This is a genomic window from Actinomyces sp. Z16, from assembly GCF_003111765.1.
Classification (GTDB): domain Bacteria; phylum Actinomycetota; class Actinomycetes; order Actinomycetales; family Actinomycetaceae; genus Actinomyces; species Actinomyces glycerinitolerans.
The window spans coordinates 3,509,950-3,534,842 of the sequence record NZ_CP027862.1; the positions used below are offsets into that span (position 1 = coordinate 3,509,950).

The 24,893-nt window shown below is 72.0% G+C and carries 22 protein-coding genes; 10 read left to right on the forward strand and 12 right to left on the reverse strand.

The window, feature by feature from the left end:
• Positions 1-10: 10 nt before the first annotated feature.
• The 9 genes from C3B71_RS14590 to C3B71_RS14630 all read right to left on the reverse strand — a co-directional run bounded on the left by C3B71_RS14590 (position 11) and on the right by C3B71_RS14630 (position 8,712).
• Complete coding sequence (locus tag C3B71_RS14590) at positions 11-934, reverse strand: tetratricopeptide repeat protein (protein WP_108969024.1); 924 nt, start codon at positions 932-934, stop codon at positions 11-13.
• On the reverse strand, positions 931-2,013 hold the full coding sequence (locus C3B71_RS14595; protein WP_108969027.1) for a vWA domain-containing protein: 1,083 nt from the start codon (positions 2,011-2,013) through the stop codon (positions 931-933). Before C3B71_RS14595 ends, C3B71_RS14590 begins: the two co-directional genes overlap by 4 nt.
• The gene (locus C3B71_RS14600) at positions 2,010-3,062 is read right to left on the reverse strand and encodes a VWA domain-containing protein (protein WP_073328038.1); all 1,053 of its coding nucleotides are present in this window, start codon (positions 3,060-3,062) and stop codon (positions 2,010-2,012) included. Before C3B71_RS14600 ends, C3B71_RS14595 begins: the two co-directional genes overlap by 4 nt.
• Entirely contained in the window at positions 3,056-3,577 is a 522-nt protein-coding gene (locus tag C3B71_RS14605) for an alpha-amylase (protein ID WP_108969029.1), read from the reverse strand. Before C3B71_RS14605 ends, C3B71_RS14600 begins: the two co-directional genes overlap by 7 nt.
• A 2-nt stretch (positions 3,578-3,579) precedes the next feature.
• Positions 3,580-4,575 carry a DUF58 domain-containing protein gene (locus C3B71_RS14610; protein WP_108969031.1) on the reverse strand — a complete coding sequence of 332 codons (996 nt, stop codon included), beginning with the start codon at positions 4,573-4,575 and terminating at the stop codon, positions 3,580-3,582.
• 13 nt (positions 4,576-4,588) lie between these two features.
• On the reverse strand, positions 4,589-5,836 hold the full coding sequence (locus tag C3B71_RS14615; RefSeq protein WP_108969033.1) for an AAA family ATPase: 1,248 nt from the start codon (positions 5,834-5,836) through the stop codon (positions 4,589-4,591).
• A gap of 133 nt (positions 5,837-5,969) precedes the next feature.
• Positions 5,970-6,818 (reverse strand): hypothetical protein, encoded by an 849-nt coding sequence (locus C3B71_RS14620; RefSeq protein WP_073328031.1) that lies wholly within the window; start codon positions 6,816-6,818, stop codon positions 5,970-5,972.
• Between the two features lie 110 nt (positions 6,819-6,928).
• Positions 6,929-7,882: an FHA domain-containing protein gene (locus tag C3B71_RS14625; RefSeq protein WP_146752419.1), complete on the reverse strand. Its 954-nt coding sequence runs from the start codon at positions 7,880-7,882 to the stop codon at positions 6,929-6,931.
• 5 nt (positions 7,883-7,887) lie between these two features.
• Positions 7,888-8,712: a PP2C family protein-serine/threonine phosphatase gene (locus tag C3B71_RS14630; protein ID WP_083565460.1), complete on the reverse strand. Its 825-nt coding sequence runs from the start codon at positions 8,710-8,712 to the stop codon at positions 7,888-7,890.
• A gap of 160 nt (positions 8,713-8,872) precedes the next feature.
• Here C3B71_RS14630 and C3B71_RS14635 point away from each other — a divergent pair, with 160 nt between their 5' ends.
• The 4 genes from C3B71_RS14635 to C3B71_RS14650 all read left to right on the forward strand — a co-directional run bounded on the left by C3B71_RS14635 (position 8,873) and on the right by C3B71_RS14650 (position 14,019).
• Positions 8,873-10,105, forward strand: coding sequence for a variant leucine-rich repeat-containing protein (locus tag C3B71_RS14635; RefSeq protein WP_108969037.1), 1,233 nt, complete (start codon positions 8,873-8,875; stop codon positions 10,103-10,105).
• Between the two features lie 63 nt (positions 10,106-10,168).
• A complete protein-coding gene (locus C3B71_RS14640) occupies positions 10,169-11,473 on the forward strand; it encodes an MFS transporter (RefSeq protein ID WP_108969039.1) in 1,305 nt (434 codons plus the stop codon).
• Between the two features lie 10 nt (positions 11,474-11,483).
• Positions 11,484-12,746 (forward strand): glycosyltransferase 87 family protein, encoded by a 1,263-nt coding sequence (locus C3B71_RS14645; protein ID WP_234415951.1) that lies wholly within the window; start codon positions 11,484-11,486, stop codon positions 12,744-12,746.
• A 112-nt stretch (positions 12,747-12,858) separates the two neighbouring features.
• The gene (locus C3B71_RS14650) at positions 12,859-14,019 is read left to right on the forward strand and encodes an App1 family protein (RefSeq protein ID WP_108969043.1); all 1,161 of its coding nucleotides are present in this window, start codon (positions 12,859-12,861) and stop codon (positions 14,017-14,019) included.
• 123 nt (positions 14,020-14,142) lie between these two features.
• Here C3B71_RS14650 and C3B71_RS14655 read toward each other — a convergent pair whose 3' ends face one another.
• Positions 14,143-15,009, reverse strand: a complete 867-nt coding sequence (locus C3B71_RS14655; RefSeq protein ID WP_234415952.1) for a VIT1/CCC1 transporter family protein — start codon at positions 15,007-15,009, stop codon at positions 14,143-14,145.
• Positions 15,010-15,174: 165 nt separating this feature from the next.
• Between C3B71_RS14655 and C3B71_RS14660 the strand changes: the two genes are divergently transcribed.
• Together C3B71_RS14660 and C3B71_RS14665 are read left to right on the forward strand one after the other, a co-directional pair.
• The gene (locus tag C3B71_RS14660; RefSeq protein WP_108969047.1) at positions 15,175-15,489 is read left to right on the forward strand and encodes a protoporphyrinogen oxidase; all 315 of its coding nucleotides are present in this window, start codon (positions 15,175-15,177) and stop codon (positions 15,487-15,489) included.
• A gap of 82 nt (positions 15,490-15,571) precedes the next feature.
• On the forward strand, positions 15,572-16,489 hold the full coding sequence (locus C3B71_RS14665; protein ID WP_108969049.1) for a cation diffusion facilitator family transporter: 918 nt from the start codon (positions 15,572-15,574) through the stop codon (positions 16,487-16,489).
• A gap of 12 nt (positions 16,490-16,501) precedes the next feature.
• Here the strand turns inward: C3B71_RS14665 and C3B71_RS14670 are convergent, their stop codons facing one another.
• Positions 16,502-18,313 (reverse strand): ABC transporter ATP-binding protein, encoded by a 1,812-nt coding sequence (locus C3B71_RS14670; protein ID WP_108969051.1) that lies wholly within the window; start codon positions 18,311-18,313, stop codon positions 16,502-16,504.
• A complete protein-coding gene (locus C3B71_RS14675; RefSeq protein WP_234415953.1) occupies positions 18,310-20,193 on the reverse strand; it encodes an ABC transporter ATP-binding protein/permease in 1,884 nt (627 codons plus the stop codon). The genes C3B71_RS14670 and C3B71_RS14675 overlap by 4 nt, the downstream gene beginning before the upstream one ends.
• Before the next feature lie 306 nt (positions 20,194-20,499).
• On the opposite strand from C3B71_RS14675, the gene C3B71_RS14680 reads away from it, so the two are divergent.
• The 4 genes from C3B71_RS14680 (at position 20,500) to C3B71_RS14695 (ending at position 24,800) form a co-directional block, all read left to right on the forward strand.
• Positions 20,500-21,366, forward strand: coding sequence for a DUF559 domain-containing protein (locus tag C3B71_RS14680; protein ID WP_073328017.1), 867 nt, complete (start codon positions 20,500-20,502; stop codon positions 21,364-21,366).
• A 220-nt stretch (positions 21,367-21,586) separates the two neighbouring features.
• Positions 21,587-22,189: an NYN domain-containing protein gene (locus C3B71_RS14685; RefSeq protein WP_108969053.1), complete on the forward strand. Its 603-nt coding sequence runs from the start codon at positions 21,587-21,589 to the stop codon at positions 22,187-22,189.
• Positions 22,190-22,371: 182 nt separating this feature from the next.
• On the forward strand, positions 22,372-23,118 hold the full coding sequence (locus tag C3B71_RS14690; RefSeq protein WP_073328014.1) for a response regulator transcription factor: 747 nt from the start codon (positions 22,372-22,374) through the stop codon (positions 23,116-23,118).
• A gap of 17 nt (positions 23,119-23,135) precedes the next feature.
• Positions 23,136-24,800, forward strand: coding sequence for a sensor histidine kinase (locus tag C3B71_RS14695; protein WP_108970000.1), 1,665 nt, complete (start codon positions 23,136-23,138; stop codon positions 24,798-24,800).
• The last annotated feature ends 93 nt before the right edge of the window (positions 24,801-24,893 follow it).

Genomic DNA, 24,893 nt, shown 5'->3' on the forward strand with positions numbered 1-24,893 from the left:
TGCGGACGTCTCACCACTGACGTCCGTACCCGCCGCCGGATCCGGTGGTGGAATTGGCATCACCGTTGCGATCCTCAAGTTTCTGGCGCTTGGCGTCGGTGGGTGTGGGGGAGGGTGAAGGACTCGGCGACGGCGACGCCGATGAATCCCCCTGCCCGGTGGCGGTCGGCTCCGCGGAGGGCGTTCCCGTGGACCCGTCCGACGGCGTCGGCTCGGCGGTGGGCGGTTCCGAAGAGGACGTGCTGGGGTCGGGCTGCGGTGGGTCGGGCTGCGGGGGCGGCGGCACCTCGCACTCGCCGGCCGCCTCCACGGCCGCGTCCTGCTCCGCCTCCGAGGTATCCGCGTCATCCGCCTCCGCGGCCTGCGCGGCCAGTGACAGGTGGGTGACGTAAAGGTTCACCCGCACCAGGCACTCGGGCGACTCCGGGTCCAGGATCGTGACCACGTTGCCCTCGTCGTCCTTCACCTGCACGGTGCCGGCGGCGGGGGCGGTCCCCAGTGCCTCCTCCAGTTCGCTCACCGCGGTGTCGAGCTGATCGTCCAGCAGCTGGGCGGTGCCCAGGTTGTAGTGCACGCGCCACTGCTCCAGCCACGGGTTCAGGCGCTCCACCGCCCGGTAGCGGCCGATCGCGGTGGTGTAGCTGCCGTCCACGACCGCATGGTTGCCGGCGAAGGTCAGTCCCCACACCGACAGCATCCACACCCCGACGACGGCGACGACGGTGGCCGGGATCCCCTGCCAGGTCAGCAGGCGGCGGCGCCGCGCCAGCCGGGCCCGCCGGTGATGGGGGGACTCGGGGGCGGAGTCGGCGGAGTCGGTGATGCCGACGCGCGCGGCGTAGTCGGCGGCGTCGGCCTCGCTACGGGCGCCGGGGCGGAAGGCATCGTTCCCGCCGGGCAGGCCGGTGGGGTCCGGGGTGCCGGCGGTAGTCATCGGGGGCCTCCTACCTGGCTCGGTCGGGTGCCGACGGCGGGACGGGTCAGGTCCTGCAGGGCCCGGTCGGCGCGGATGAGGGCAACACCCTCCCAGATGAGCAGGCCGGCGGCGATCACGCCCAACGGCCAGATCATGTAATGGCTGTAGCGGCTGCGCTCGCGGCCGTCGGACAGAACCTGTTCGACGTCCTGATCGGTGAAGGCGCTGGTGGGGTCGTCGTCACTGCCGGTGCGCTGCAGGTAGGTGATCCCCAGGGCGTCGGCGACGGACTGCAATTCGGCGGTGTCGGGAACGGACACGGCCGCCTCGCCGGTCTCCGGGTCGGTGATGTAGTCGGCATTGTCGCTCCCGGAGCCGTCGAAGGCCCGCATGGAGCCGCCGGACTCGGTGCCGTACCCGAGCACCGCGCCGCCGTCGACCACTTCCGCCAGTTGTTCCCAACTGATCCCGGCGGCTGCGGCCTCGTCGGCGCCGGCACCGTCGTCGGTGGCCTCGCCGTCGGACAGGATGTACACCAGCCGGGCGTCCTCGGGACTGGAGTCGGCGGCCGCGACGAGGGTCTGGGCCAGCAGCGGCAGAGCACGCTCCAGGGAGGAGCCGTGGGAGCGGCCGGTGATCTCCTGCTGCAGCGCACCGATCCAGGCGTCGACGGCGTTGACGTCGCGGGTCAGCGGCAGCTCGCGGGCGGCCGTGGAGTCCAGGGCGATCACGCTGAAGCGGGCGTCGGGGTAGGCCTCGCGAATGGCGGTCAGGTCGGCGCGCACCCCGTCCAGGCGGGTGCCGCCGCCGGCATCGGGACCGCCCGCCCAGTCCTCGGCGGCCATGGAGCCGGTACGGTCCACCACCAGGTAGATCTCCACGTTGGATACGGCCACCGCCTCCGTTGCGGCCAGGCTGGGACCGGCCAGGATGAGCACCATGACCGCGCCCAGCGCCACGCGCCGCCACCAGGTGGTGCGGGCGCCCGGGTCGGCGCCGTCGCGCAGCAGCCAGCGGGCGGAGACGGCCAGCGCGGCGACGACGACGAGCGCCGCCAGGATCGTCAACGGCCAACCGAACAGGGGCACCAGGCTCATGCGCGCCTCCATGCGGCCACGGCCAGGAAGGCCAGTACGAACACCGACAGCAGGGCGGCGGCCCGCTCGGGCACGTCGGTGACGCGCACCTGCGTGTTGGTGTCCAGCTCGTCGATCTGGTCGGACTCCAGCTCCTGGACGATCTGGCCGGCGGTGTCGGCGTCGTCCACCTCGTAGAAGCGGCCGTCGTGCTCGGTGGTGATGTCGCGCAGGTCCTCGCGGGCCTCGTCCACGTCCTTGCCGGACACGTCCGGGTCGGCCAGTTCCGGGTCGGCACCGAACAGGGAGAACAGGCGGATGGAGTCCTCCTGGGCCAGGTCGGCCGCCTCGGACACGGAGTAGATCTGCTGCTCGTAGGGGTCGATGATCTGGTTGTCGGTGGCCAGGATGATGGAGCGGGAGCGGTCGGAGACCTGGTTGTCGAAGGCGAGCGTGCAGGAGGCGAGCCCGTCCCCCGCCAGGGAGGAGGCGAGCACGTCTTCGGAGAAGGTGCCGGGGAAGGTCTGGTAGTAGCGCTCCAGGGCGGGGTTGCCGCGCACGGGCACGAAGTCGAGCACGTCGGCGATCTCGTTGAACTGATCGCGCAGCAGGTCGTAGTCGTCGGTGAGCGGCACGATCGTCTGCGCGGTGGTGTTCCAGACGACCAGCGACACCCGCTCCCCCTCGAAGGTGTCCAGCAGTTGCGCGAAGGTGTCCAGGATCTTGGAGTCGGTGGTCACCATGGAGGTGGAGATGTCCAGGCACAGCACGATGTCACGGCTCGCCAGGGACTCATTGCGCACGGTGCGCTCCACCGGCCTGCCGGCCAGGGCGGCGGAGGCGGCCAGGCTGACCGCTAGGACGGCCCCCATCCCGGCGTACAGCAGGCGCCGCCGGGTGAGCCGCTCCCGCAGGGCGGCGCTGGTCAGCAGGGCGGCGGAGTTGGCGATTCGCCGTGGTGCGGCACCGCGGCGCGCAGACCTGCCGCCGGGCAGATGGCCGGTGGCGGCCAGGGCGACCACCGCGATGGCGGCCAGGACGATCAGCACTACCAACCAGGGCATCACCATCGGGTGACCACCTCCTTGGCCTCGCCGATGGCGGCGTCGGCGGCGGCGTCGGGGTCGCGGTCGAAGGAGGGCTGCTCCCACACGGCCAGTAGCTCGCCGACATGCCCGAGGGGATTGGTGTCCAGGGGACGGCGGCTGGCGCGCACCCGCCGCAGCCGCTCGAGAATGGAGCGGGGGCCGGCGGTGTCGGCCATGTCGAGGATCTCCAGGACGGTGGCGGAGACGATGTCCTCACCGCTGCGGGCGGTGGCGAAGCCGCGCAGGGCGCCGGCCAATTCCAGGTGCAGTCCGCGCAGGTCCAGTTCGCCACTGCGGTAGCGGGCGGCGGCTTCGTCGACGCGGCGCACCCACTGGCTGCGCTCGGAGGCGGCCATGGGGATGTCTCCAACGGTGCGGGCGGTGTCGCGACGGGTGACCAGGAAGGCGCGCAGGATGACGGCGGCGGCCGCGATCAGGACGACCACGCCGACGATCACCAGCCACACGGGCATCAGCACGGGATAGTTGACTGGCACGCTCAGCGCCTCCCCCCGCCCCGGCGGGACGCCAGGCGTTGACGGGCCAGCAGGGAGGCGATGGAGTCCACCAAAGTGGCGTCGGAGTGGATGGCGGTGTGCTCGATGTGACGGGCGTCCAGCAATGCGGTCACGGCGGCGCGGCGGGCCCCCTCGGTGGCGGCCAGACCGGCCGCCAGTTTGGCGTCTTCCCGCAGGAATGCGGGAATCTCGCCGGTCAGTTCGACGTCGCGGGCCCGCCCCCGGCCGGGCGCGAGCGGGGTGTCGTCGGCGATCTGGATGGCGATGAGCTCGTGCTGGGCGGACAGGCGCCGCAGCCGGTCGGTTACGGCCGGGTCGCTGCCGGCATCGGGGTGGGAGGTGTCGGTAATCAGCACCACCAGGCTGCGGCGGCGGTGCCAGGTGCCGACGCGTTCCAGCAGGGTGGACAGGGCCGGACCGGGCGCGCCGGGGGCCAGTTCGTCGCCGCGGGTGAGGGCGTCCAGCTGGCGCTGAACCAGGGACAGGATCATCTCGGTGTGCTCACTGCCGGCCCGCGGCGGGCGGGAGACCACGCGGGCGGTGTCGGCGGCGACCAGGGCCACGGTGTCGCCGCGCAGGCGGGCCAGATAGGCGAAGACCTCGGCGACGGCGAGGACGAGCTCGCGCTTGTCCTCCCCGCTGGGGGCCTGGGCGGCCATGGTGCGGCCGGTGTCGACGGCGAGCACCAGCGGCAGGTTGGACTCGCGCTGGTAGCGCTTGATGACCGGCTGGCCGATGCGGGCGGAGGCCTTCCAGTCGATGTCGGTGACGTCGTCGCCGGGCCGGTAGTTGGACAAGTCGTCGAAGTCCTGGCCGTGGCCGACGAACACGGAACGGTGGCGCCCGTCCAGCAGGCTGGTGGAGCGGCGCAGGGTGGGCAGGGACAGGCGCCCGCGCACGCGCGCCACCCGGGAGCCGGACCGCCGTCGGGCGGAGGTCGGCTCGGGCGCGTTTGCGGAGACCGGATCGCTGGTCATGGTGTCGTGCCGCTCAGGGGGTGGGGACGGCCGCGAAGATCGCGTCGATGATGGACTCCGGCGCGATGTCATCGGCCAGGGCGTCGTAGGTGAGCACCAGGCGGTGGCGCAGTACCCCGTAGCGCAGCAGCCGCACATCGTCGGGGGTCACATAGGTGCGGCCGGCCTGCAGGGCGACCGCCTGGGCGATCTTCATCAGGGCGATGCCGCCGCGTGGGGAGGCGCCCACGCGCACGTGCCGCTCGAGCCCCGGAACGGGGCGCGGCCCGCCGCCGCGGGAGGTGTTGACCAGGGCGACGATGTACTGCTTGATGACCGGGTCCACATAGACGCGCTCGACCGCACCGGCCAGCCACTCCACGTCCTCGGTGGAGATGGGGCGGTTGCGGATGGGTTCCTCGAAGGCGCCGTTGGAGATGCGGTCCAGTACGTCGGCCTCCTCCGCCGGCTTGGGGTAGGTCAGCACCTCCTTCATCAGGAAGCGGTCCATCTGGGCCTCGGGCAGCACGTAGGTGCCCTCCTCCTCGATGGGGTTCTGGGTGGCCATCACCATGAAGGGCTGCGGCAGCGGGTAGATGACCCCGCCGATGGAGGTCTGCCGCTCCTGCATGGCCTCCAGCATCGCCGACTGGGTCTTGGCGCTGGAGCGGTTGATCTCGTCCAGCAGCACGATGTTGGCGTGGACCGGGCCGAGCTGGGTGGTCATCTCGCCGGTGGCGTAGTTGAGGACCTGGGTACCGACGATGTCGTTGGGCATCAGGTCGGGGGTGCACTGGATGCGGTGGAAGGTGCCGGAGACGGCGGCGGCCAGCGTCTGGGCGGCCGTGGTCTTGGCCAGGCCGGGCACGGATTCGAGGAGGATGTGTCCCCCGGCGATGAGGCTGGAGACCAGGGCCAGGCGCAGCTGCTCCTGCCCGACCACCCGCTGGGAGAAGATGTCGCTGACGCGGCCCAACAGTTCGCCGGCGCGTTCGACGTCGGCGCGCGGGGAGGCGTTGGAGCGGGAGGTCCGCTCGGCCTCGCGCTCGAGTTCGGCGGATGAGGGTAGGGACTGGGTGCTGGGGTAGTCGGTGTCCGGGGAGGAGGCGACGACGGCGGCCGTGCGGGCGCGGCGCCCGGTGCCGGACCGGGTGGGCGGCGCGGCCGCCGGAGCCGGCGTCGGCGCGGCCGAGGGCTGTGGGACCGGGGGGATGGGCGGCGGGAAGGAGCCGTTGCCCGCGCCTGCAGCGCCGACTCCCGACGGATTTGGCTGATTGCTCATGAATCTCCTCTGGCTCTGCCCCGGACGATCGGCCCATACAGGGCACGCCGCAAGCACATTGTCACGGGGAGGCTACACGAGCTCCCCGACCGTTTCCCAGTACTGTGGTGGGTACTACTCCCCACAGGGCCTGTCAGGCGTTCCCCGCATCGCGGCCCGAGTCGTGCGGCACCGGGGCGGTGTCCACGCGGGACTCGGCTCCGGCCGCGGCCTGTGCGGCGGCGACCCGGTTCGCCTGGTACTCCTCGTCCAGCAGGGGCAGGTCCTCGGCGGTCACCATCAGGGTGGACACGGCGTGCTCCACCAGCGCGGCCCGCCGGTTGGAGGCGACGCCGCCGACGCGTCCGCCGCGCAGCCCGCGCACGCCCACCCGGTCGAGCTTCTCGCAGACGTTGTCGAGTTTGCGGTTGAACTTGGTCAGCGACCAGCCCAGGCGGGCGGCCGCCGAGGCCGAGGAGGGGATCTCGGCCGAGCCGGTGCCGGCCCGCTTGAGCACGGGCTCGGCCAGCGCGAGGACGAGCAGCCGCTGGGAGCGGGTCATGGGGGTGGCGCCGATGGTGGTCTGACCGCGCGGGCTCGGGCTGTGGCCGTCGATGCCGGCGAAGCGCCCGGCCTCGGCGGTGATCAGGTCGATCTCGTAGGTCGTGGGCCCGGCGGAGAAGGTCAGAATGACGCGGGAGAACACCAGCGGCATGCTGGCGCCGGGGGCGAGCCGGGACTGCACCAGCCCGTCGCCGTCGGTGAGCGTGGCGGACAGGCGTGAGCCCTCGTTGGCGATCCACCACAGGCCGGAGTCGTGACGCAGCACCAGGAAGCGGCGGTGCAGGTAGGGGTTGTCGTCGATGTCCAGGTCGCCGCCGCGGCCGATGACGAAGATCTCATCGGTGCCGACGCGGTAGACCTCGCCGGAGAAGTCGAGGACGAGCTCGTCGGGACGGTCGGGGTCGACCTCGGGCAGTTCGGTCCAGGTCAGGTCGCTCATGGGGTCCTCCGCTCGCTGCGCATCGACTCTGCTTGGCTAACAACAGCGTAACGGATGGGCGCGCCAACTGTTCGCCGTGAACGCATCTCACCCGTGAAAGCGGTCGCAGGTCACAGCGGCGGATCGACGCGCAAGGTCACGCCGTCGCCGACGTCGAGCAGGTCGCCGACGATCAGCGGCGTGGGCAGGGTGCTTGCCAGCAGCACCGGTGGCATGCCCGCCCGCACCAGCACCGTGCCGTTGGCGGAGCCGAGATCACGAGCCAGCAAGCTCCAACCGGCCACGCTCACCTCCAGGTGCGAGCGGGATACGAAGTGGGCGGGGCTGGGCACGGTGATCAGCTGGGTACTCGCCTCGGACCCGGCCGGTGCCTGCGGGGCCCGGCCGACGACGACGTCGCCGCGCACCGGCACGGCCTGCCCGGTGGACAGGCTCAGCACCGCCAGCACCGGCCGCGGCACCTGCCGAATCTCACCGGTGAGCGGGGCGGCGCAGGCCTGGCAGGCTGCCGCGTCGGGCGGGTTGGGATGCCCGGCGGCACACATGACGGCACGGACCAGAGGCGGCGTCGCCTCCGTCACCAGCGCAATGGTGGCCTCCCCCAGCGTCTGGGTGGCGTCGGCGCCGGAATCGGGTGACGCGGCGGCATCCGCCGTATCCGCCGAGGCGGGCGCGAGGGCCGGCATGTCCGCCGAGTCGACCCGCCGGCCGCGACGACGGCGCCCAGAGTCGGCGCCGGGCTCGAACTGTTCCGCGCCCTCCTGGTCCTCCTGCGCGCGCAGGGCCGCCTCGTCGGCCTCGTCGGCCTCGTCGGCCTCGTCGGCAGTGTCCACCCACACGCCGGTCTCGGGCAGGGGCGCGGACCGGGGCGCGCGGTCCGGGTCCACCCACACCCCGGTCTCTCCAGGGGCGGGGTCAGAGGCGGCGTCGGTGCGGGGCGGCCCGCCCAGGGCCTCGAGCACACACAGACGCACTTGCGGCGGCGCCCCGGCCGACAGGACGGCGGTTCCGTATCTGCCCACCACCGTTAGCTCCTGCGTCCCGGCGCCCGTCTGCGTGCTCACGACCGCTACTCCGACAGGTCGACCACGAGGGCGGTGACGTTGTCGTGCCCGCCGGCCTCGAGCGCGGCGGCCACGGCCACCTCCGCGGTGCGCTGCGCCCCCAGGCCGGAGCCGAGCACGGTGGCCAGGGCGTCGTCGTCGAGCTCGTCGCTCAGGCCGTCGGAGCACACCAGGATGCGGTCGCCGGCGCGCGCCTCCACCAGGTGCAGCTCGGGGTAGGCGGGCTGGTTAAGGCCCGCGCCCAACGCCCGAGTGACCACGTTGCGACGCGAGTCGATGTGAGCCTCGGCACGGGTGAGCTGACCGGCGTCCACCAACTCCTGCACCTGGGAGTGGTCGTGGGACAGCTGGGACAACAGGTCGTCGCGCAGCAGGTAGACGCGCGAGTCGCCCACGTTGAACACGATCCAAGTGCGTCTCTCCGGCAGGTCGGCGAGCACGGCGCCGGCGATGGTGGCACCGGGCGGGTTAGCCGCCTGCGAGGGGATCGCGGCCACCGCCTCACCGGCCGCGAGAACGGCGGCGACGACGTCGGCGCGATCGGTGATGCGGCTCCCGGCCAGTGGGAGCAGTGCGCCCAGGGCGGTGCGGGCGGCGGCCCGGCCGGAGGCATGCCCGCCCATGCCGTCGACCACGATGAAGGCGGGCGCGAGGGCGAGGTAGCCGTCCTCGTTGACGCGGCGCAGGCGACCGACGTCGGTGGCCGCACCGACGACGGTGCTCGGCCGCGGCCCGGCGTCGTCCGGGGACTGCGGTGCCGCCAGGGCCGCCGCCGCATCCGCCGAGTCGTCGGGCTCAACCGGGTCGAATGACTCGCTGTCCTCGGGCATCGACGTCTCCTTGCAGTGCGGTAATGCGGGCGGTCTCGTGTCCCAGACGATACCGGCCAAGCCGCCGAATTGTGCTCTCAGGTAGGCTCGGGGTGCCGACACCCACCGGCCGCCCGCGAAAATACGCGGGCCGAGCCCACGCAGTCACAAAGGATCCAGCATGTCTCAGCCTCAGGACGACCTCGTCGCACGGGCAAGCGACCCCAATGCGGAACTCACCACCCTGCACGAGCTCGCCAACAACTACCCCGGCTTGCGCCCCTACATCGCCGAGAACCCGCGCACCTACCCGGCGCTCCTGGAGTGGCTCGGCAGCCTGGGAGATCCCGCCGTCGACGCCGCGCTCGCCCGCCGCCATGCCGCCGCGACCACGCAGGCCCTGAGCCTGGAGCAGGCACAGGCGGCAATGCAGGCCGCCGCGAATGAGTCGGGCGCCGCCGCGCAGGTCGGCGGGCAAGCCCCGCAGACCGGCCCGGGAGCGCCGACCCAGGCCATCTCCCAGCCCGAGGTCACACGTGCGGTCACTCCCGAGCGCCGCCCCATCATGGAGGGACGCCAGGCCGCACGGGACGTGGCCGCACCCACCGCGGCCTTCGCCTACCAGCAGCCCCCACAGCAGGCGGTCTACCAGCCCCAGCCGCAGCAGCCGGCCTACGCCCAGCCCGCCTACCAGCAGCCCCAGCCCGCCTACCAGCAGGCCCAGCCCGCCTACCAGCAGGCCCAGCCCACCAACCAGCAGCCGCAGGCCGGCGACCAGGGCGTCTTCGGCGTCGGCACCCCCGAGGCGGAAGAGCAGCGGGGCAGCAGCAACCGGTGGCTGTGGGTCCTCGCCGCCGTGGCCCTGGTGCTCGTGGTCGCGCTGGTGGTGTGGTTCTTCAGCTCGAACCACGGCGGCGAGGACCCCGCCCCGATCACCAGTACCACTCAGGCCGCGGCACCGCAGGAGCCCGCCACCACGCCGACGCAGGCCGAGGAGACGCCGTCGTCCACGCCGTCGCCCAGTCCGACCGCATCCCAGAACCTGACCGCGCCCGCCCCCGCCGATGCCATCGAGATGGCCGCCTTCACCACGCCGTCGGGCAACATCAGCTGCGTGCTGGGCGACGACTCCGTCTCCTGCACCATCAACGACCACGACTTCGTCCCCACCGACAGCTCCTGCAACGACTCCAACGCTCAGGCCTTTACGGTGAGCGTGGGCACCGACGATGAGGCCGAGGGCGGTTGCGGCATCTCCTTCTCCGCCGCCGGCGCCTCGCTGAACTATGGCGCGTCGGCCAAGAACGACACCTTCGCCTGCACCTCCACCGAGGCCGGGATCGAGTGCTGGAGCCAGGTGTCCGGCAACGGTTTCCGCATGTCGCGCTCCGAGGCCGAGACCACCAGCCGCTGACCGGCCTCGCCCGACCCGCCGCGAGGGCGGGCCTCCGTTTCAATCCACAACTCTCAGAACTGAATGTCCTCGACCTACGCCACCATCCTGCGCCGCCCCGGCGCACTCGGTTTCTCCATCGCGGGCCTGCTCGCCCGCTTCCCCATGTCCATGGTGGGCATCTCCACCATCCTGGCGATCCAGGAGCTCTACGGCAGTTACTCGGCGGCCGGAACCGTGTCCGCCGTGAACGTGGTCGCCGTCGCCGTCGGGGCACCCGTGCTGGCGCGGCTCGTCGACGCCTACGGGCAGTCGCGGATCATGCTGCCGGCGATGCTCGGCTCGGCGGCTGCGCTGGTCGGGTTGGCGGTCGCCGCGCAGGCCCACGCCCCGCTGGGCGTCCTGCTGGTGCTGTCGGCACTGGCGGGGCTACTGGCCGGGTCCTTCGGCTCGCTGGTGCGTTCGCGCTGGACGACGATCCTGACCACCCCGGAACAGGTGCACACCGCCTTCTCCCTTGAGGCCGCCTTCGACGAGGTCGCGTTCATCATCGGTCCGGTGCTGGCCACGGTGCTGTGCACCTCCCTGCCGCCCACCAGCGGCTGGATCGCAGCGGTCGCCCTGCAATTGGGCGGCGGGCTGTGGTTCTTCTCCCAGCGGGCCACCGAGCCGACGCCGCACCGTCGTCGGCGGGAGGCGCGCGCAGGCGCATCGGCGGGCGCGGCCCCCGAGCCGACGTCGGGCCAGGCGACCGTGCCGGTGCTGCGGCACGGTGCCGTCGTCGCGGTGATCGCCGTCTTCCTGGCCTCCGGCGCCATGTTCGGCGCCAACGACGTCGCCGCCGTCGCCTTCGCCACCGAACTCGGCAGGAAGTCGGCATCGGGAGTAGTACTGGCGGCCTGGGGCGTGGGCTCGTTCACCGCGGCTCTCGTGTACGGCTCGCGCTCGTGGCACCGGCCGCTGTGGCAGCAGTTCCTGTTCGGCGCCACGGCGCTGGCGGTGGGCGCCTCGACCCTCATGTTCGCGCCGAACCTGGTGGTGTTGGGCGTGCTGATGGCGCTTACCGGCATGGCGATCGCCCCGACGGTCACCACCGGCAACACGATCACCCAGGTGTCGGTGGCGCCCTCTCAGCTCACCGAGGGGCTGGCCTGGGTCGGCACCGCCATGAACATCGGGGTGTCGCTGGGTTCCATGTTCGGCGGTCATGCGATCGACGCCGCCGGCAGTCACGGCGGCTACCTGCTGGTGGCGGCTATGGGCTGGCTCGCCGTCGTCATGTGCCTGGCCGGGCTGCGCACGCTGCGGCATGCCCGCCCGCACCACGTCCTGCCGGCCTCCCCACAGGTGGCGGACGCGGACCCCGGCCTCCCGGTGCACCCGGCCTAGACTGCCCGGCGTGGAGTCCCTCAAGCGCGCACTCTCTTCCCCTGCCGCCGCCCTGATCGGTTGGGCGGCATTGGCCCTGTCCATCTACCCGACTCTGTGGGGCAAGGACGGCACCGCCACCTTCAAGCTCGACGCCTGGATCTACCACCACGCGGTCGCCCAGTGGCACGCCGGCGGCAGCCTGTACGGCTGGTACGCCAACCCCGACCAGCAGCTGTGGCCCTTCACCTACCCGCCGTTCGCCGCCTGGGCACTCACGCCCCTGACCTGGTGGTCGGACCGGGCCACCCAGGTGGCGCTGGTGGTGGCCACACCGGTGTGCACCGCGGTGGCGGCGTGGGCGGTGCTGCACGCCCTGGGTGCGGGCCGCCGCGTGGCATGGGGCGCCGCCCCGTGGCTGGCACTGGCCGCGGTGATAGTGCTGGAGCCGATCCCCAAGACCATGGAGTACGGGCAGATCAATGCGGTGCTCATGATGCTGGTCGCGCTCGACCTGCTGGTGGTTCCGCCCGCCTCCCGGTTACGGGGCGTGCCGGCGGGACTGGCCGCCGCCTTCAAACTGACCCCGGCGATCGCGGTGCTCGTCTTCCTGGCGCGGCGGGAGTGGCGGGCGGCGGCCACCATGGTCGGCTCCGCCCTGGGGGTGACGGCGCTGAGCTGGCTGGCCTCGCCCAGCGAGTCGGCGCAGTTCTTCTTCTCGGCGATGTGGGACTCCTCCCGCGCGGGCTTCACGGACTACTCCGGTAACCAGAACCTCAAGGGGCTGGTGGCGCGCTGGCTGCCGACGCAGACCTGGGACGTGGTCTGGGCGGTCCTGGCCGCGGCCGCCGTCATCGCCGCCTGGCTGCTGCTGGTGCGCCTGAATCGCCTGCGCCCGGCCGCTGATGGTGCGCCCGCCCCGGCCGACGGCGTGGTCCTGGTGCTGCAGACGGCGGTGGCGATGACGCTGGGCCTGCTGCTCTCCCCCATCTCCTGGTCGCACCACTGGGTGTGGTGCCTGCCCGCTCTCATGGGGCTCGTGGCCGCGGGGCTGGCATGGGCGGCGCCGTCGCTGCTGACGACCGCGGCCGCCGGCGCGGCGGTGTTCGGCCTGGCCATGCAGTGGTGGTTCCCGGAGCAGAACCACGTCGAGCAGGACTGGCCCTTCTGGGCGACGGTGGTGGGCTCGTCCTACACATGGTGGGCGTTGGCCGCCGGTGTGGTCCTGTGGCGTGCGGCCGGTCGCCATATCAACCGACCTCGGCACGTAACATCAACCGACCTCGGTGCGTAACTTCGACCGACCTCGGCGAGGGGGCGGGGCGGAGAGCCCGCAGTGCCCTCCCAGCCGTCTCCCAGTCCCGTCCCCCCGCCGCTGTCCGTAGGGGTGTCCGTAGAATGGACGGGTGCCGTTTGCCGACATCGTCCGCGCCGCCGCGGACCAGTTCCACCGTGACTCGATCCCCGTGCTCCGGCGCCGCGGCTGGCGCCCGCGGGCGATCGCCTACGACGGCTACGGCTCGGCCGCGCCTGACCGCAGCGGAGTCCCGGCCCCCGACGCCCCATCGCGTGACATGGCGCGCGTGCTGGCGCGCATGGTCATGCGCCCACCCAACGCTCCCAGCGAGGGCCCCCTGTTCCAACGCCTGCCCGAGCAGCTACCGACCACGGCCCGCGACGCGCGCCGTCAGGCCGCGCAGAACCTGCTGGAGGCACAGCGCGGCTGGCGCATGTTCATCGACGTGCCCGTCCCGCACCTGCCGGTGACCGTCCACCTCGGCTCCGCGAGCGTACAGACCCGCGCCGACCGGGAGGGGTACGTCGACGTCGTCGTGCGCGGTCACGGCCTGCCCCCCGGCTGGCACGACGCCACCCTGGAGGCGACGGGGACGGAGCCCGTGACCACACGGGTGTTCGTCGTCGCCCCCGGACCGCGGCTCGGCGTCGTGTGCGACATCGACGACACGGTCATGGTCTCCCACGTGCCCCGCATGTTCGTGGCCGCCTGGAACCAGCTGGTCAAGTACACCTCTTCGCGCGAACCCGTACCGGGCATGGCGCAGCTGCTCACGCAGGTGCTGCAGGAGCACCCGGGAACGCCGGTGATCTACCTGTCCACCGGGGCCTGGAACGTGGTGCCGACCTACCGCGCCTTCTTCGAACGCAACGGCTTCCCGCAGGGGCCCATGCTGATGACCGACTGGGGACCCACGAACACCGGCCTGTTCCGCAGCGGCATCGAGCACAAGCGCACGGGTCTGCGTCGGCTCATGATCGACCTGCCGGAGGTGAAGTGGCTGCTGGTCGGAGACGACGGCCAGCACGACCCACTGATCTACGGGGAGGTCGCACGCGAGCACTCCGACCGGGTGGCGGCGGTGGCGATCCGGCGCCTCACCCCGACCGAGCAGGTGCTCGCGGGCACGCAGCTGACCCACCCGGTGGGGCTGGCGCCGGAGGTTCGGGCGCTGGCCGAATCCGGCGTGCCGGTGGCGGCGGGGGCCGACGGCTTCGAACTGGCGCGCGCCCTGCGCCCCGAGGCCCTCGCCGTACAGCCTCGGCGCTGAACCTCGCCATCGACACGAGTTCCCGCCGGACACACGAGTTTTGGAGCTTTGCAGGTGCAGGGCGCGTGCAATCCTCTAAAACTCGTGTATCTGAAGCAAACGCGTGTACTTGACGCAGATGCGCTAGACGGCGACGCCGATGAGGTGGCCGATGCCCCAAGTGACGGTCATGGCCAGCGCACCGCCGAATACATTGCGCAACACCGCGGGTCGCACCGGGGCGTCACCGAGTTTGGCCGACACCGCGCCGGTCAGCGCCAGCCCGGCCAGCACGGACACGAAGGTCAGCGGGATCTTCACGCTCACGGGCAGCAGCAGAATGGCCAGCATCGGCAGCATGGAGCCGACCGTGAACGCCACCGCGCTGGAGATGGCGGCATGCCAGGGGTTGGTGTAGTCGTCCTCGCGCAGCCCGAACTCGGCCTCCAGGTGGGCGCCGACGGCGTCGTGCACCGTCAGCTCGCGGGCGACCCGGCGCGCGGTCTCATCCGTCAGGCCCTTGGCGCGATAGTGGGCGGCCAACGAGTCGACGCCGGCGGCCGGGTCGGCGTCCAGCTCGGCGCGCTCACGGGCCACGTAGGCGCGCTCGGTATCCGACTGGGTGGACACGGACACGTACTCGCCGGCGGCCATGGAGACGGCCCCGGCCAGCACTCCGGCCACCCCGGCGGCCATGATGGCGCCGGTGTCGGTGGGGGTGGCGGCGGCGACACCGATGACCAGGCCGGCCACGCTGACAATGCCGTCGTTGGCGCCGAGCACCCCGGCCCGCAGCCAGTTGAGCCGCGACGCCAGGGCGGAGGCCCCGCCGGTGTCCGCGTAGGCGGCTGTGGCGGGCTGGTAGCGGCGCGGCCGCGCGGTGAGCCACAACGCCGTTGGGCAGGCCTCCGGCTCCGGAGGAGCGGGGTTATCAGCCGACGGCACGCGTGGCCCGGCCGAAGCGGACAGACGCTCCGAACGGAAGGGACACGAGAGCTGCGGCACACCCATGCTCTGAAGATAAGGTCGATCAATGCGCCTGTATAGCAAAGGTAGATTTACCTAATGAGTTCTCGTCAGACCTTCATGGGGCCTTCGCCCAGCCGAACTCCAGGGTGGAGCCGGTAGGGTTGTGTGCAGGGACCGCACCGGACGGCACCCGTGCAGGAGGAATCCATGGCTAGCAAGCTCCCCTTCATCGTCGGCCTCGGCGCCGGCTACGTCCTCGGGACGCGCGCAGGCCGCGCCCAGTACGAGCGGATCAAGGCGTCGGCCACCAAGCTGGCCGATCAGCCCTTCGTGCGGGACAAGCTCAGCGCCGCCTCCAACCGCGCCTCCAGCTTCGTGCGCGAGCAGGGCGAGGCCGTCACCGACAAGGTTGCCGACGCCGTCAAGGAGCGCCTGTTCGGCGCGCCCGCCGCGCAGCCCTCCCCGGCCCCCTCGGTGACCGTCGACGACGCAGAGGTCCGCCCCGTCAACCAGGCCGACTGACCGCGCCGACTCGGCGTCGCAACCACGTGCGCGACGCGGACGCGACTTCCGCGGGGGCGCCCGCTGCGGCCATACTCGGGGAGTGTCATCTCCGCGCTACGCCCCGCCTAAGGATCTGTCCGGCTACGCCTGGCTCTCCGTCGGCGCGGCCCTGGCCACCATCACGCTCAAGGCGGCGGCCGCCTGGCTGACCGGCTCGGTCGGGCTGCTATCCGACGCCGCCGAGTCCCTGGTGAACCTGGTAGCCGCCCTGGTGGCGGTGGTCGTGCTGAAGATCGCCATCCGCCCCGCCGACGACGACCACCAGTTCGGCCACTCCAAGGCGGAGTACTTCTCCTCCGTGTGCGAAGGCGCCATGATCTTCGTGGCCGCCGCCTTCATCATCTTCTCCGCGGTGGAGCGGATCATCGCCCCGGTCATGCCGGAGCGGCTGAGCCTGGGCCTGGTGATCTCGGTCGGCGCCTCCCTCATCAATGCGCTGGTTGCCTGGGTGCTGCTGCGCAAGGGCCGCGCCGAGCACTCGGCCACACTCGTCGCCGACGCCAAGCACCTGCTGACCGACGTGATCACCTCCGCGGCCGTGCTGCTGGGGGTGGGCCTGGTGGCCGTCTTCCATTCGCCGGTGCTCGACGCCGTCGTCGCACTGGGAGCGGGCCTGAACATCATGTGGACCGGATTCCAGCTGATCCGCGACTCGGTGGCCGGACTCATGGATGTGGCCCCGGACCGGGAGGCGCTGGAGCGGATCAACGCCATCCTGGACGAGCGGCGCCGCACCGGAGTGGTGGACTTCCACGCGGTGCGCGTCCGCGAGGCGGGCAGCCGCCGCTTCGCCCACCTGCACGTGCTGGTTCCGGGCGCCTGGACGGTCAAGCAGGGCCACGACTACACCGAGGCGCTGATCGATGAGTTGGTCTCCGCCGACCCCAGCCTGCGGGTCTCCGCCCACCTGGAGCCGATCGAGGACCCGCTGTCCTATGCCGACGTCGAGGACGTCTGACGGCCCGACCCCTCAGCCCTGGCGGGCGCGCAGCCGCGCCAGCGGACCGTCGGCCTCCGCCAGCAGCTCCCGCGGGGCGCCGGACTGCACCACGCGGCCGCCGTCGAGCACGACGACGTGATCGGCCTGCTCGATGCGGTGCAGCCGGTGGGTGATCTCCACGACCGTGGCCCCGCGCCGCGCCGCCCAGTCGTGCACGCCATCACGCACGCGCGCGTCGACGGCGGGGTCGAGGTGACTGGTGAACTCGTCCAACACCAGCACGTCCGGCTCGGCCAGCAGGGCGCGCGCCAAGGCGAGCCGCTGGCGCTGCCCGCCGGAGACGGAGGCGCCGCGCTCGCCGAGCAGGGTGTCGTAGCCGGCGGGCATGGCCGCCACCTCCTCATGCAGCGCAGCGACCCGGCAGGCCGCCTCGACCTGCTCGCGGGTGGCCCCGGGACGGGCCAGGCGCACGTTGTCGGCCACGCTCATGCGAAACAGGTGCGCCTCCTGGCTCACCAGCGCCACCCGGCCACGCAGGCTGTCGGCCGCCGCCTCGCGCAGGTCGACGCCGCCCACGCGCACCCGCCCGCGATCGGGGTCGTCGAAGCGCAGCGCCAGCCGCGCGAGCGTCGTCTTACCCGAGCCGGATACCCCCACCAGGCAGGTCCACTGTTCGGCCGCCGCGCGCACGCTCACCCCGCGCAGGGATGGGCGGGAGGCCCCCGGGTAGGTGTAGTCGACGTCCTCCCAGGCGATGCCGAGGGGGCCGGGCGGCAGCACAGCGGCACCGTCGGGCAGTTCGACCGGGGCGGTGGCCAACTGGTGCACGCGCTCGGCGGCCGCGAGCGCGGTGGGCAGGGAGCCGGCCAGCTCCTCCACGCCGCGCACCGTCTCCCCCAGGCGCAGCACGGCCGCCGCCGCAGCCGCCAGCGCGGCGGGCGAGACGACCCCGGCGGCGACCGGCCCGGCACCGGCCGCGACGACGGCGATGGGTCCCGCCAGCACCAACAGCTGTACCCCGCCGCGGCGCAAGGCCCCGGCCGCCGTCGCGGGGCGGGATGCGGCCACCACGGCGTCGTCGAGGGCGCGGGTGCGCTCCAGGCGCTCGGCGGCGCGGCCGTAACCGACCACCTCCGCCAGCCCCTGCACAGAGTCGGTGACATGCTGGGTCAGCGCCGCCCGGGCGGCGACGGCGCGTCGGGATCCGGCCGCAGCCAGGCGCTGCCCGAGGACCGGCACCACCGCGATGGCCGCCACCAGGGTGAGGGCGGCTGCGCCGGCGACCGGCCAGGTGGTGCCGATCCCGATGGTGACCACCACGGTCAGCGCCACCAGCAGGGCGCTGACGGCGGGGGCGAAGGTGTGGGCGAAGAACACCTCGATGCGGTCGACGTCCTTGGTGGAGCGGGCCAGCAGGTCGCCGGAGTGGGCGGTGGTGAGCACCCGCGGGGTGCGGCGGGCCAGGGCCCGGAACAGTTCGGCGCGCAGCAGCTCCAGGGAGCTGAAGGCGACCGTGTGACCGAGGAACTGCTCGCCGTAGCGCAATGCGGCCTTTGCCAGGGACATGACCACCATGGCGCCCAGCACCGGCCAAACCGAGGGAGCGGGGCCGCCGGCGGCCAGGGCCTGGGCGGCCTCGACCACGGCGTGGGCGGCCAGGGCGAACATGGCCACGCCGAGCAGTTGGCCGGCCACCCGGCAGACGGTGGAGGTCAGCAGTGGCGGCAGGACCGGCCGAGTGACCGTGAGCAGCCAGCCGACCAGCGCGCGGCGGGAGGGGCGGGCGGCGTCGCCGGGGGCAGGAGCCGTGGCGTTGGGGCGGTGCGGGGTTGGCGTGCTCATCGCAGGCTGCCCTCCGCAACGGTGACCACCCGGTCGGCGGCGGTGGTTGCCCCGGCGCGGTGGGAGACGGTGATGACGGTGCGGCCGACCGACAGGCGCTCGATGGCGTCGATAATCGCGGCCTCGCTGGCCAGGTCGACCTGGCTGGTCGGCTCGTCGAGCAGCAGCAGGGGCCGGTCGGCGAGGAAGGCGCGCGCCAGGGACAGGCGCTGGGCCTGGCCGCCGGAGAGCCGGGAGCCGCGCTCGCCGACGTCCGTGTTCAGGCCGTCGGGCAGGGCGCGGACCTCGTCGGCCAGGTTGGCGGCCTGCAGCGCCTGCCACATGCGCGCCTCGGTGGCGCCGGGGTCGGCCAGGCGGAGATTGTCGGCGATGGTGCCGGTGAACAGCCAGGTGGTCTGGTCGACCACGGCGCTGGCGGCCCGGATGGCGTCCTGGGTGGCGGCGGTGGAGGCGATGCCGTCCACGCGCACGGTCCCGGCGGCGGGCAGCAGGTCCCCGCGGATGAGGGCCATGAGGGTGGACTTGCCGGCGCCGGAGGCGCCGACGACGGCCACATGCTCGCCGGGGGCAACCTCCAGGTTTACGTCGGCCAGCACGGTGACCGGGGCGGGCGGCTTGGGCCGCGGGTGGGCGGCGGGTCCGGGGTGTCCTCCCGGATGCCCACGGGTTGCTGAGGCGCCGGGGTGGCCCCCGGGGTGCCCGCCGGCGTCGGCGGGGCGTGGCTCCCGGACGGCGGTGACGCCGCGCAGCGAGACCATGGGCGCGGCGGTGTGCGCAGCCGCGCCCGGGGCTGCGGGCCCGTCGGGGTCCGGCTGTGGCGCTGCGCCGTCGGGGCGGCGGCGGGCCAGGACGCGGCGCAGGGCCCGCTGGTTGGCCATGCCGCCCATCCCCACGTAGAAGAAGCTGCCGACCCGGTCCAGTGGCTGCAACAGGATGCAGGAGACCAGCACCAGCGCGAGGGCGCCGTCGAGCCCGATCGCCCCGGAACCCAGGCGGGTCAGGGCGAGTGCGGTGGAGGCGGTTACCAGGAACAGGGAGAACAGGCCGTCGGTGACCAGGATGACCAGCTGGTTGCCGGCCAGCAACCGCATCACCGCGCGGCGGTTGGCCTCGCCGAAGGCCTCCAGGTCGGCGGCGCGGCGGTTGGCGGCGCGGGCGAGCACCAGTGTGGTCAGGCCCTGGATGGCGTCGAGGTATTCGGCGCTCAGCCGCATCCGCTGCGCGCGCGAGTCGGCCGAGGAGCGGCGCAGTCGCCGATGCAGGAAGACGATGAACGCGGGTACCACCACGAAGGCGGTCGCCAGCACTAGTGCGCTGAGCGGGTCGACCGTTGCCCCGAGCAGCGCCAGCACCAGCAGCGGGGAGGCGATGGCGGCGATCGTGGGTACGAGGAAGGTTTGCCGGTAGGCGGCCACCCGCTCGGCCCCGTCGGTAAGCAGGGTGACGGTGGCGCCGGTGCGGGCCGACGCGTGCGCGGGGCCGAGGTCGAACAGGTGGGCGAGCACCTGGCGGCGCAGCGCCCCCTCCTGGGTGGCGGCACTGGCCTGGGCGAGGTAGTGGACGGCTGCCGCGCACACGGCGGAGACGAGGGCGGCCGTGGCGGCGACGATGAGGTGGTGGGCCGCGGCACCGGGCGTGGCGGTTGCGTCGGCGAGCGTGGCCAGTGCGGGGGCCGCACTCGCCACGGAGGCGACGGCGCGGGCCGCGGCAATCAGCGCCCACGCCTCGGCCAGGGAGCCGACTGCGGTCAGCACGGCGGCCGCCGCATTCGCGAGGGTGCCAGCGCGGGTGCCGAGCCTGGGCTTGGAGGCAGCGGCCGCCGCTGGGTCGGCGGCATCATCGGCACCGCGGGGGCGGTCGGCGGGCTGCGTCTTCATCATGCACTTATGATCACCTAATCTCTGCCCCTCTATGACCCCGGTCCGCCGTCTGCAAAGCCCTCGGCCGCGAGCATTGTCCGAATCCGGGACAAACGCCCCCTAGGCGCTGGAGCACACCTCGCAAAACGTTGAAATCACGCGGGCGCCAGGGCGGAGCGCGGGACCCGATCCGGCGTTTGTCCCCGCTGGTGACAATCAGCCTCAGCCTGCAGCGCCGCGGTCCACAGGTGGCGTTCATGCAGGGTGAATCCACAGCGCTCAACAACGTCGCTGGATTGCTCACCCGCATGTGGAGAGCATCGAGGCATGAAACGGCGCGAAGACGACATCCTGGCACGGGTACGCGGCTGCTACGGCGCGGTGCGCCTACGTGACCTCGGCCTGGACCGTACCGAGTACCGCCAGGTCGAGCGGCTCATCGCTGCCGGCACGCTCATTGCCCATCCGCACGGAGTCGTGAGCGTGCCGGGTGCCGACCGCAGCCTGGTCCTTGCTCGAATACACCGTGGAGTCATCACCTGTCAGCACGCGGCGCAGTACTACGGTTACCCGCATCCGCGGCGATATATGACGGTCCACCTGGCAGTACCTCATGGCGGGTCAGCGGCCCCGATAGGCAATGAGATTCTGCATGTAGAGCGGTCTTTGGAGCCGCCCTTGCCTACCGATTACCCGGTGGCGTCAATTCCGGAAATGCTCGCGCGCTACCTGCGCTGCGATCCCACCCCGGAGGGGCCGCTGATGGCCTGCGACGCCGCCCTCCATCAGGGCCACACGTCGGTAGAAGCCATCGCAGAGCTGCTGCGGGGCCCCGGCTCCCGACAGGCTCGGCAACGCCTCGGCCTGGCCAGCTCGCGTGCACGCTCGCCACTAGAAACGCTCGCACGGTTGCAGCTACACCAAGCCGGCATTTCCTTCGAAGACGGGGTAGACATCCATCGCGTTGGAGAAGTAGACCTGCTTGTCGACGGCTGGCTGGTCCTCGAGCTCGACGGCTACAGCTACCACGAAGACGAGTTCCAATTCGGCCTGGATCGCCGACGCGATCGCGAACTGACCCGACAGGGCTACCGGGTCGCCCGTTTCACCCGCCAAGACGTCCAAGCCGGCCGAGTAGGAACGGAAATCCAAGAACTCCTGGCGGCTCGAAGCCGTCTTGCCGGCAGTTCCTGAAGCACATTGTCCGAATCCGGGACAAACGCCCCCTAGGCGCTGGAGCACACCTCGCAAAACGTTGAAATCACGCGGGCGCCAGGGCGGAGCGCGGGACCGGATCCGGCGTTTGTCCCCGCTGGTGACAATCAGCCGCGTGGAGGACATCCTCGGCGCGTGACCGCTGCCCGTCCGCGACCCGTCCGGCGAGTGCACGGGCGCGGACGGTTAGCATGACGCCATGACCACACCCACGTATCTCCTCGTCGATGGGGAGAACATCGACGCCACTCTCGGCATGAGCGTGCTGGGGCGTCGCCCCGAGCCCGATGAGCGCCCGCGCTGGGACCGCGTCCTGTCGTTCTGCGACGATCTTGCTGACGACTCCGACGGTGACGTCGGCGAAGACGAGACCCGCGCCCTGTTCTTCCTCAACGCCACCTCCGGACACATGCCCATGGGCTTCGTTCAGGCGCTGCTGGCGATGGACTACCGGCCGATCCCGCTGGCGGGCTCCGGCTCCCAGGAGGAGAAGGTCGTCGACATCGGTATTCAGCGCACCTTGGAGGCGCTGGCCGAGCGCGTCGAGTCCGGCGAGTCCGTGCATGTGCTGCTGGGCTCGCACGACGGCGACTACGTCCCCCAGGTGGAGCGTCTGCTCGACGTCGGCGCCCAGGTCGACGTGCTGTGCTTCCGGGAGTTCCTCAACACTCAGCTCGCGTCGCTGGAGTCGCGCGGCCTGACCGTCTACGACCTGGAAACGGACGTCGACGCCTTCACCATTGCGCTGCCGCGCGTCCGCATCATCCCGCTGACCGAGTTCGACCCGCTCAAGTTCATCTGACGCTGTGGGCGGCGGAGCCGCACGTCTCGAGGAGCGGTCCCGCCGCCACAACAACCGACCTCGGCACGCAACTTCGCCCGACCGCGGCGAAGACGGCCGGTCGGGGAAGCGCCATGGAAACACATTCCACACTCCCACCACGCGTCCAGGAGACTCCCAGAGTCACCGTGCACAGTGGCGGCATGGACCGCACCCACGATTCTCAGCAGACGTCTCACGAGGCCCGCCTCCTCGTGGTGGACGACGAGCCGAACATCCGCGACCTGCTCGCCTCATCGCTGCGCTTCGCCGGCTTCGAGGTGCTTACGGCGGCGGACGGCAACGGCGCCCTGCGCGGCGCCGAAGAGGCCGACCCCGACCTGATCGTGCTGGACGTCATGCTGCCCGACATGGATGGGTTCACCGTCGCCCGGCGCCTGCGCGAGCGCGACGTAACCATCCCGATCCTGTTCCTGACCGCCCGCGACGACATGGCGGACAAGGTGCAGGGCCTGACCGTCGGCGGCGACGACTACGTCACCAAGCCCTTCGGCCTGGAAGAGGTCGTGGCCCGTATTCGCGCGATCCTGCGCCGCACCCGCGCCCTGGAGGGTGAGGACGACGGCATGGTGCGTGTAGCCGACCTGACCCTGGACGAGGACGCCCACGAGGTGCACCGCGCCGGCGTCGAGGTGGACCTGTCCCCCACCGAGTTCAAGCTGCTGCGCTACCTGATGCTCAACGCCGGCCGCGTAGTGTCCAAGTCTCAGATCCTGGACCACGTGTGGGAGTACGACTGGAACGGTGACGCCGCCATCGTGGAGTCCTACATCTCCTACCTGCGCCGCAAGGTGGACCAGATCTCCGGCGCCGACGGCAAGCCGGTCGCCCCGCTGATCCAGACGCGCCGCGGCGTCGGCTACATGCTGCGCGAACCCAAGGCGGGTTGAGCGTGCGCGCCACCGTGATGGACACGGTGCGCCGCCCACCCACAGGTCGCCAGTACCGGCCGGTCCGCCGCGGGCGCTGGCACCTGCTGACCGACTTCAAGCGGGCGTGGCGCGCTCAACCGCTGCGCAGCCGCCTGGCCCTGATCACCACCGGCCTGCTGACCGTCGGACTACTCGCCTCCTCGGTCTCCGTCACCTCGTTGCTCTACGACCAGCTGCTCGGCCAGGTGGACGATCAGTTGAAAGCCACCGCGCAGGCCATCGGCACCCAGGGGCTGACCGCCCTCAGCACCAGCCGTACCAGTAGTTCCAGCAGCGACTCCTCTATGCCCTCCACTTACTACCTGGAGGCCCAGTATCTCGACGGCGAGAACGGTCAGATGATCTCCTCCGACACCGCCGCCAAGTACGGCACGCCTATCATCGGCACCCTGTCGCTGGATCAGGCCGTCGCACAGGCCTCCGATCCAAAGCTGTTCACGGTCGACTCCGACCAACTGCACCACCAGTGGCGGGTCATCGTCCTGCCGATCGACGATCGCAACACCGGAGAGCACATCGGCGTGGTCGCCATCGCCCTGCCGCTCAGCGATGTGATGGAGACGGTCGAGCAGACACGCCTGGTGGTTGCACTCACCGACGTGTCCGTGATTCTGCTCGGCGCCATGGCCGCCGCGTACCTGGTGCGGCGCTCCTTCCGCACCCTGCGCCAGATCGAGGGTGTGGCCGGGCAGATCGCCGGCGGGGACCTGTCCGCCCGCGTCCCCGTCACCGAGCCGGCGACGACGGAGGTCGGCTCCCTGCAACGCGCCCTGAACACGATGTTGCAGCAGAATGAGCAGGCCTTCGACGTGCAGGTCGTGGCCCAGGAGCGCATGACCCGCTTCGTCTCCGACGCCTCCCACGAACTGCGCACGCCCCTGGCGGCGATTCGCGGCTACGGGGAGCTGTACCGCATGGGTGGCGTGCCGCCCGAGCGCACCGGCGAGGTCATGGGGCGGATCGAGTCCGAGGCCTCCCGCATGGGACGGCTGGTGGACGACCTGCTGCAGCTGGCCCGCATGGACGAGGGCCGGGAGATGGCGATGGAGCCGGTAGACATAACCCGGATTGCGGCGGGGGCGCTGACGGACATGTTGGTGCTGGCCCCCGACCGCGACTGCGCGCTCCTCCCGCTTGACGATGCCGACGGCGAGGCGCCCCCAACGATGGTCCTGGGCGACCGGGACCGCCTGTCCCAGGTGCTGACCAATCTTCTGGGCAACGTCACCCGCCACACCCCCGACGGCTCCCCGGTCGAGATCGCCGTCGGCACGGTGAACCGGCCGCCCGCCCCCGGGGTGGGCCGGCCCGCCGACCGCCCCACCGCGAGGCGGCAGCCCGCCGATGGGACGCGGGCGCCGCAGGGGCCGACCGTCGTCGTCGAGGTGCGCGACCACGGGCCGGGCGTGGCGGAGGCGGACGCGGAGAAGGTCTTCCAGCGCTTCTACCGGGCCGACACCTCCCGCAACCGGGAGACCGGCGGCTCCGGGCTGGGGCTGTCGATCGTCTCGGCCATCATCGCCCGCCACGGCGGCACGGTGCGCATGGACCAGACGCCCGGCGGCGGCGCCACCGTCCATATCGAGCTGCCCGCCCTGGTTACCGCGCCAGAGGAGAGCACCCCCAACACCCCGCAGTAACCCCGCCGAGATCGGTAGTACTTACGTGCCGAGATCGGTCGGCGCGACGACGAACGGGGTACGCGCGCAAAAGGTGGCGGGTAGAACACCCCG

Coding starts and splice junctions, on each gene's coding strand:
- C3B71_RS14590 (WP_108969024.1), bottom strand. CDS start 934: ATGACTACCGCCGGCACCCCGGACCCCACCGGCCTGCCCGGCGGGAAC.
- C3B71_RS14595 (WP_108969027.1), bottom strand. CDS start 2,013: ATGAGCCTGGTGCCCCTGTTCGGTTGGCCGTTGACGATCCTGGCGGCG.
- C3B71_RS14600 (WP_073328038.1), bottom strand. CDS start 3,062: ATGGTGATGCCCTGGTTGGTAGTGCTGATCGTCCTGGCCGCCATCGCG.
- C3B71_RS14610 (WP_108969031.1), bottom strand. CDS start 4,575: ATGACCAGCGATCCGGTCTCCGCAAACGCGCCCGAGCCGACCTCCGCC.
- C3B71_RS14615 (WP_108969033.1), bottom strand. CDS start 5,836: ATGAGCAATCAGCCAAATCCGTCGGGAGTCGGCGCTGCAGGCGCGGGC.
- C3B71_RS14620 (WP_073328031.1), bottom strand. CDS start 6,818: ATGAGCGACCTGACCTGGACCGAACTGCCCGAGGTCGACCCCGACCGT.
- C3B71_RS14630 (WP_083565460.1), bottom strand. CDS start 8,712: ATGCCCGAGGACAGCGAGTCATTCGACCCGGTTGAGCCCGACGACTCG.
- C3B71_RS14635 (WP_108969037.1), top strand. CDS start 8,873: ATGTCTCAGCCTCAGGACGACCTCGTCGCACGGGCAAGCGACCCCAAT.
- C3B71_RS14640 (WP_108969039.1), top strand. CDS start 10,169: ATGTCCTCGACCTACGCCACCATCCTGCGCCGCCCCGGCGCACTCGGT.
- C3B71_RS14655 (WP_234415952.1), bottom strand. CDS start 15,009: ATGGGTGTGCCGCAGCTCTCGTGTCCCTTCCGTTCGGAGCGTCTGTCC.
- C3B71_RS14660 (WP_108969047.1), top strand. CDS start 15,175: ATGGCTAGCAAGCTCCCCTTCATCGTCGGCCTCGGCGCCGGCTACGTC.
- C3B71_RS14670 (WP_108969051.1), bottom strand. CDS start 18,313: ATGAGCACGCCAACCCCGCACCGCCCCAACGCCACGGCTCCTGCCCCC.
- C3B71_RS14675 (WP_234415953.1), bottom strand. CDS start 20,193: ATGATGAAGACGCAGCCCGCCGACCGCCCCCGCGGTGCCGATGATGCC.
- C3B71_RS14680 (WP_073328017.1), top strand. CDS start 20,500: ATGAAACGGCGCGAAGACGACATCCTGGCACGGGTACGCGGCTGCTAC.
- C3B71_RS14685 (WP_108969053.1), top strand. CDS start 21,587: ATGACCACACCCACGTATCTCCTCGTCGATGGGGAGAACATCGACGCC.
- C3B71_RS14690 (WP_073328014.1), top strand. CDS start 22,372: ATGGACCGCACCCACGATTCTCAGCAGACGTCTCACGAGGCCCGCCTC.
- C3B71_RS14695 (WP_108970000.1), top strand. CDS start 23,136: ATGGACACGGTGCGCCGCCCACCCACAGGTCGCCAGTACCGGCCGGTC.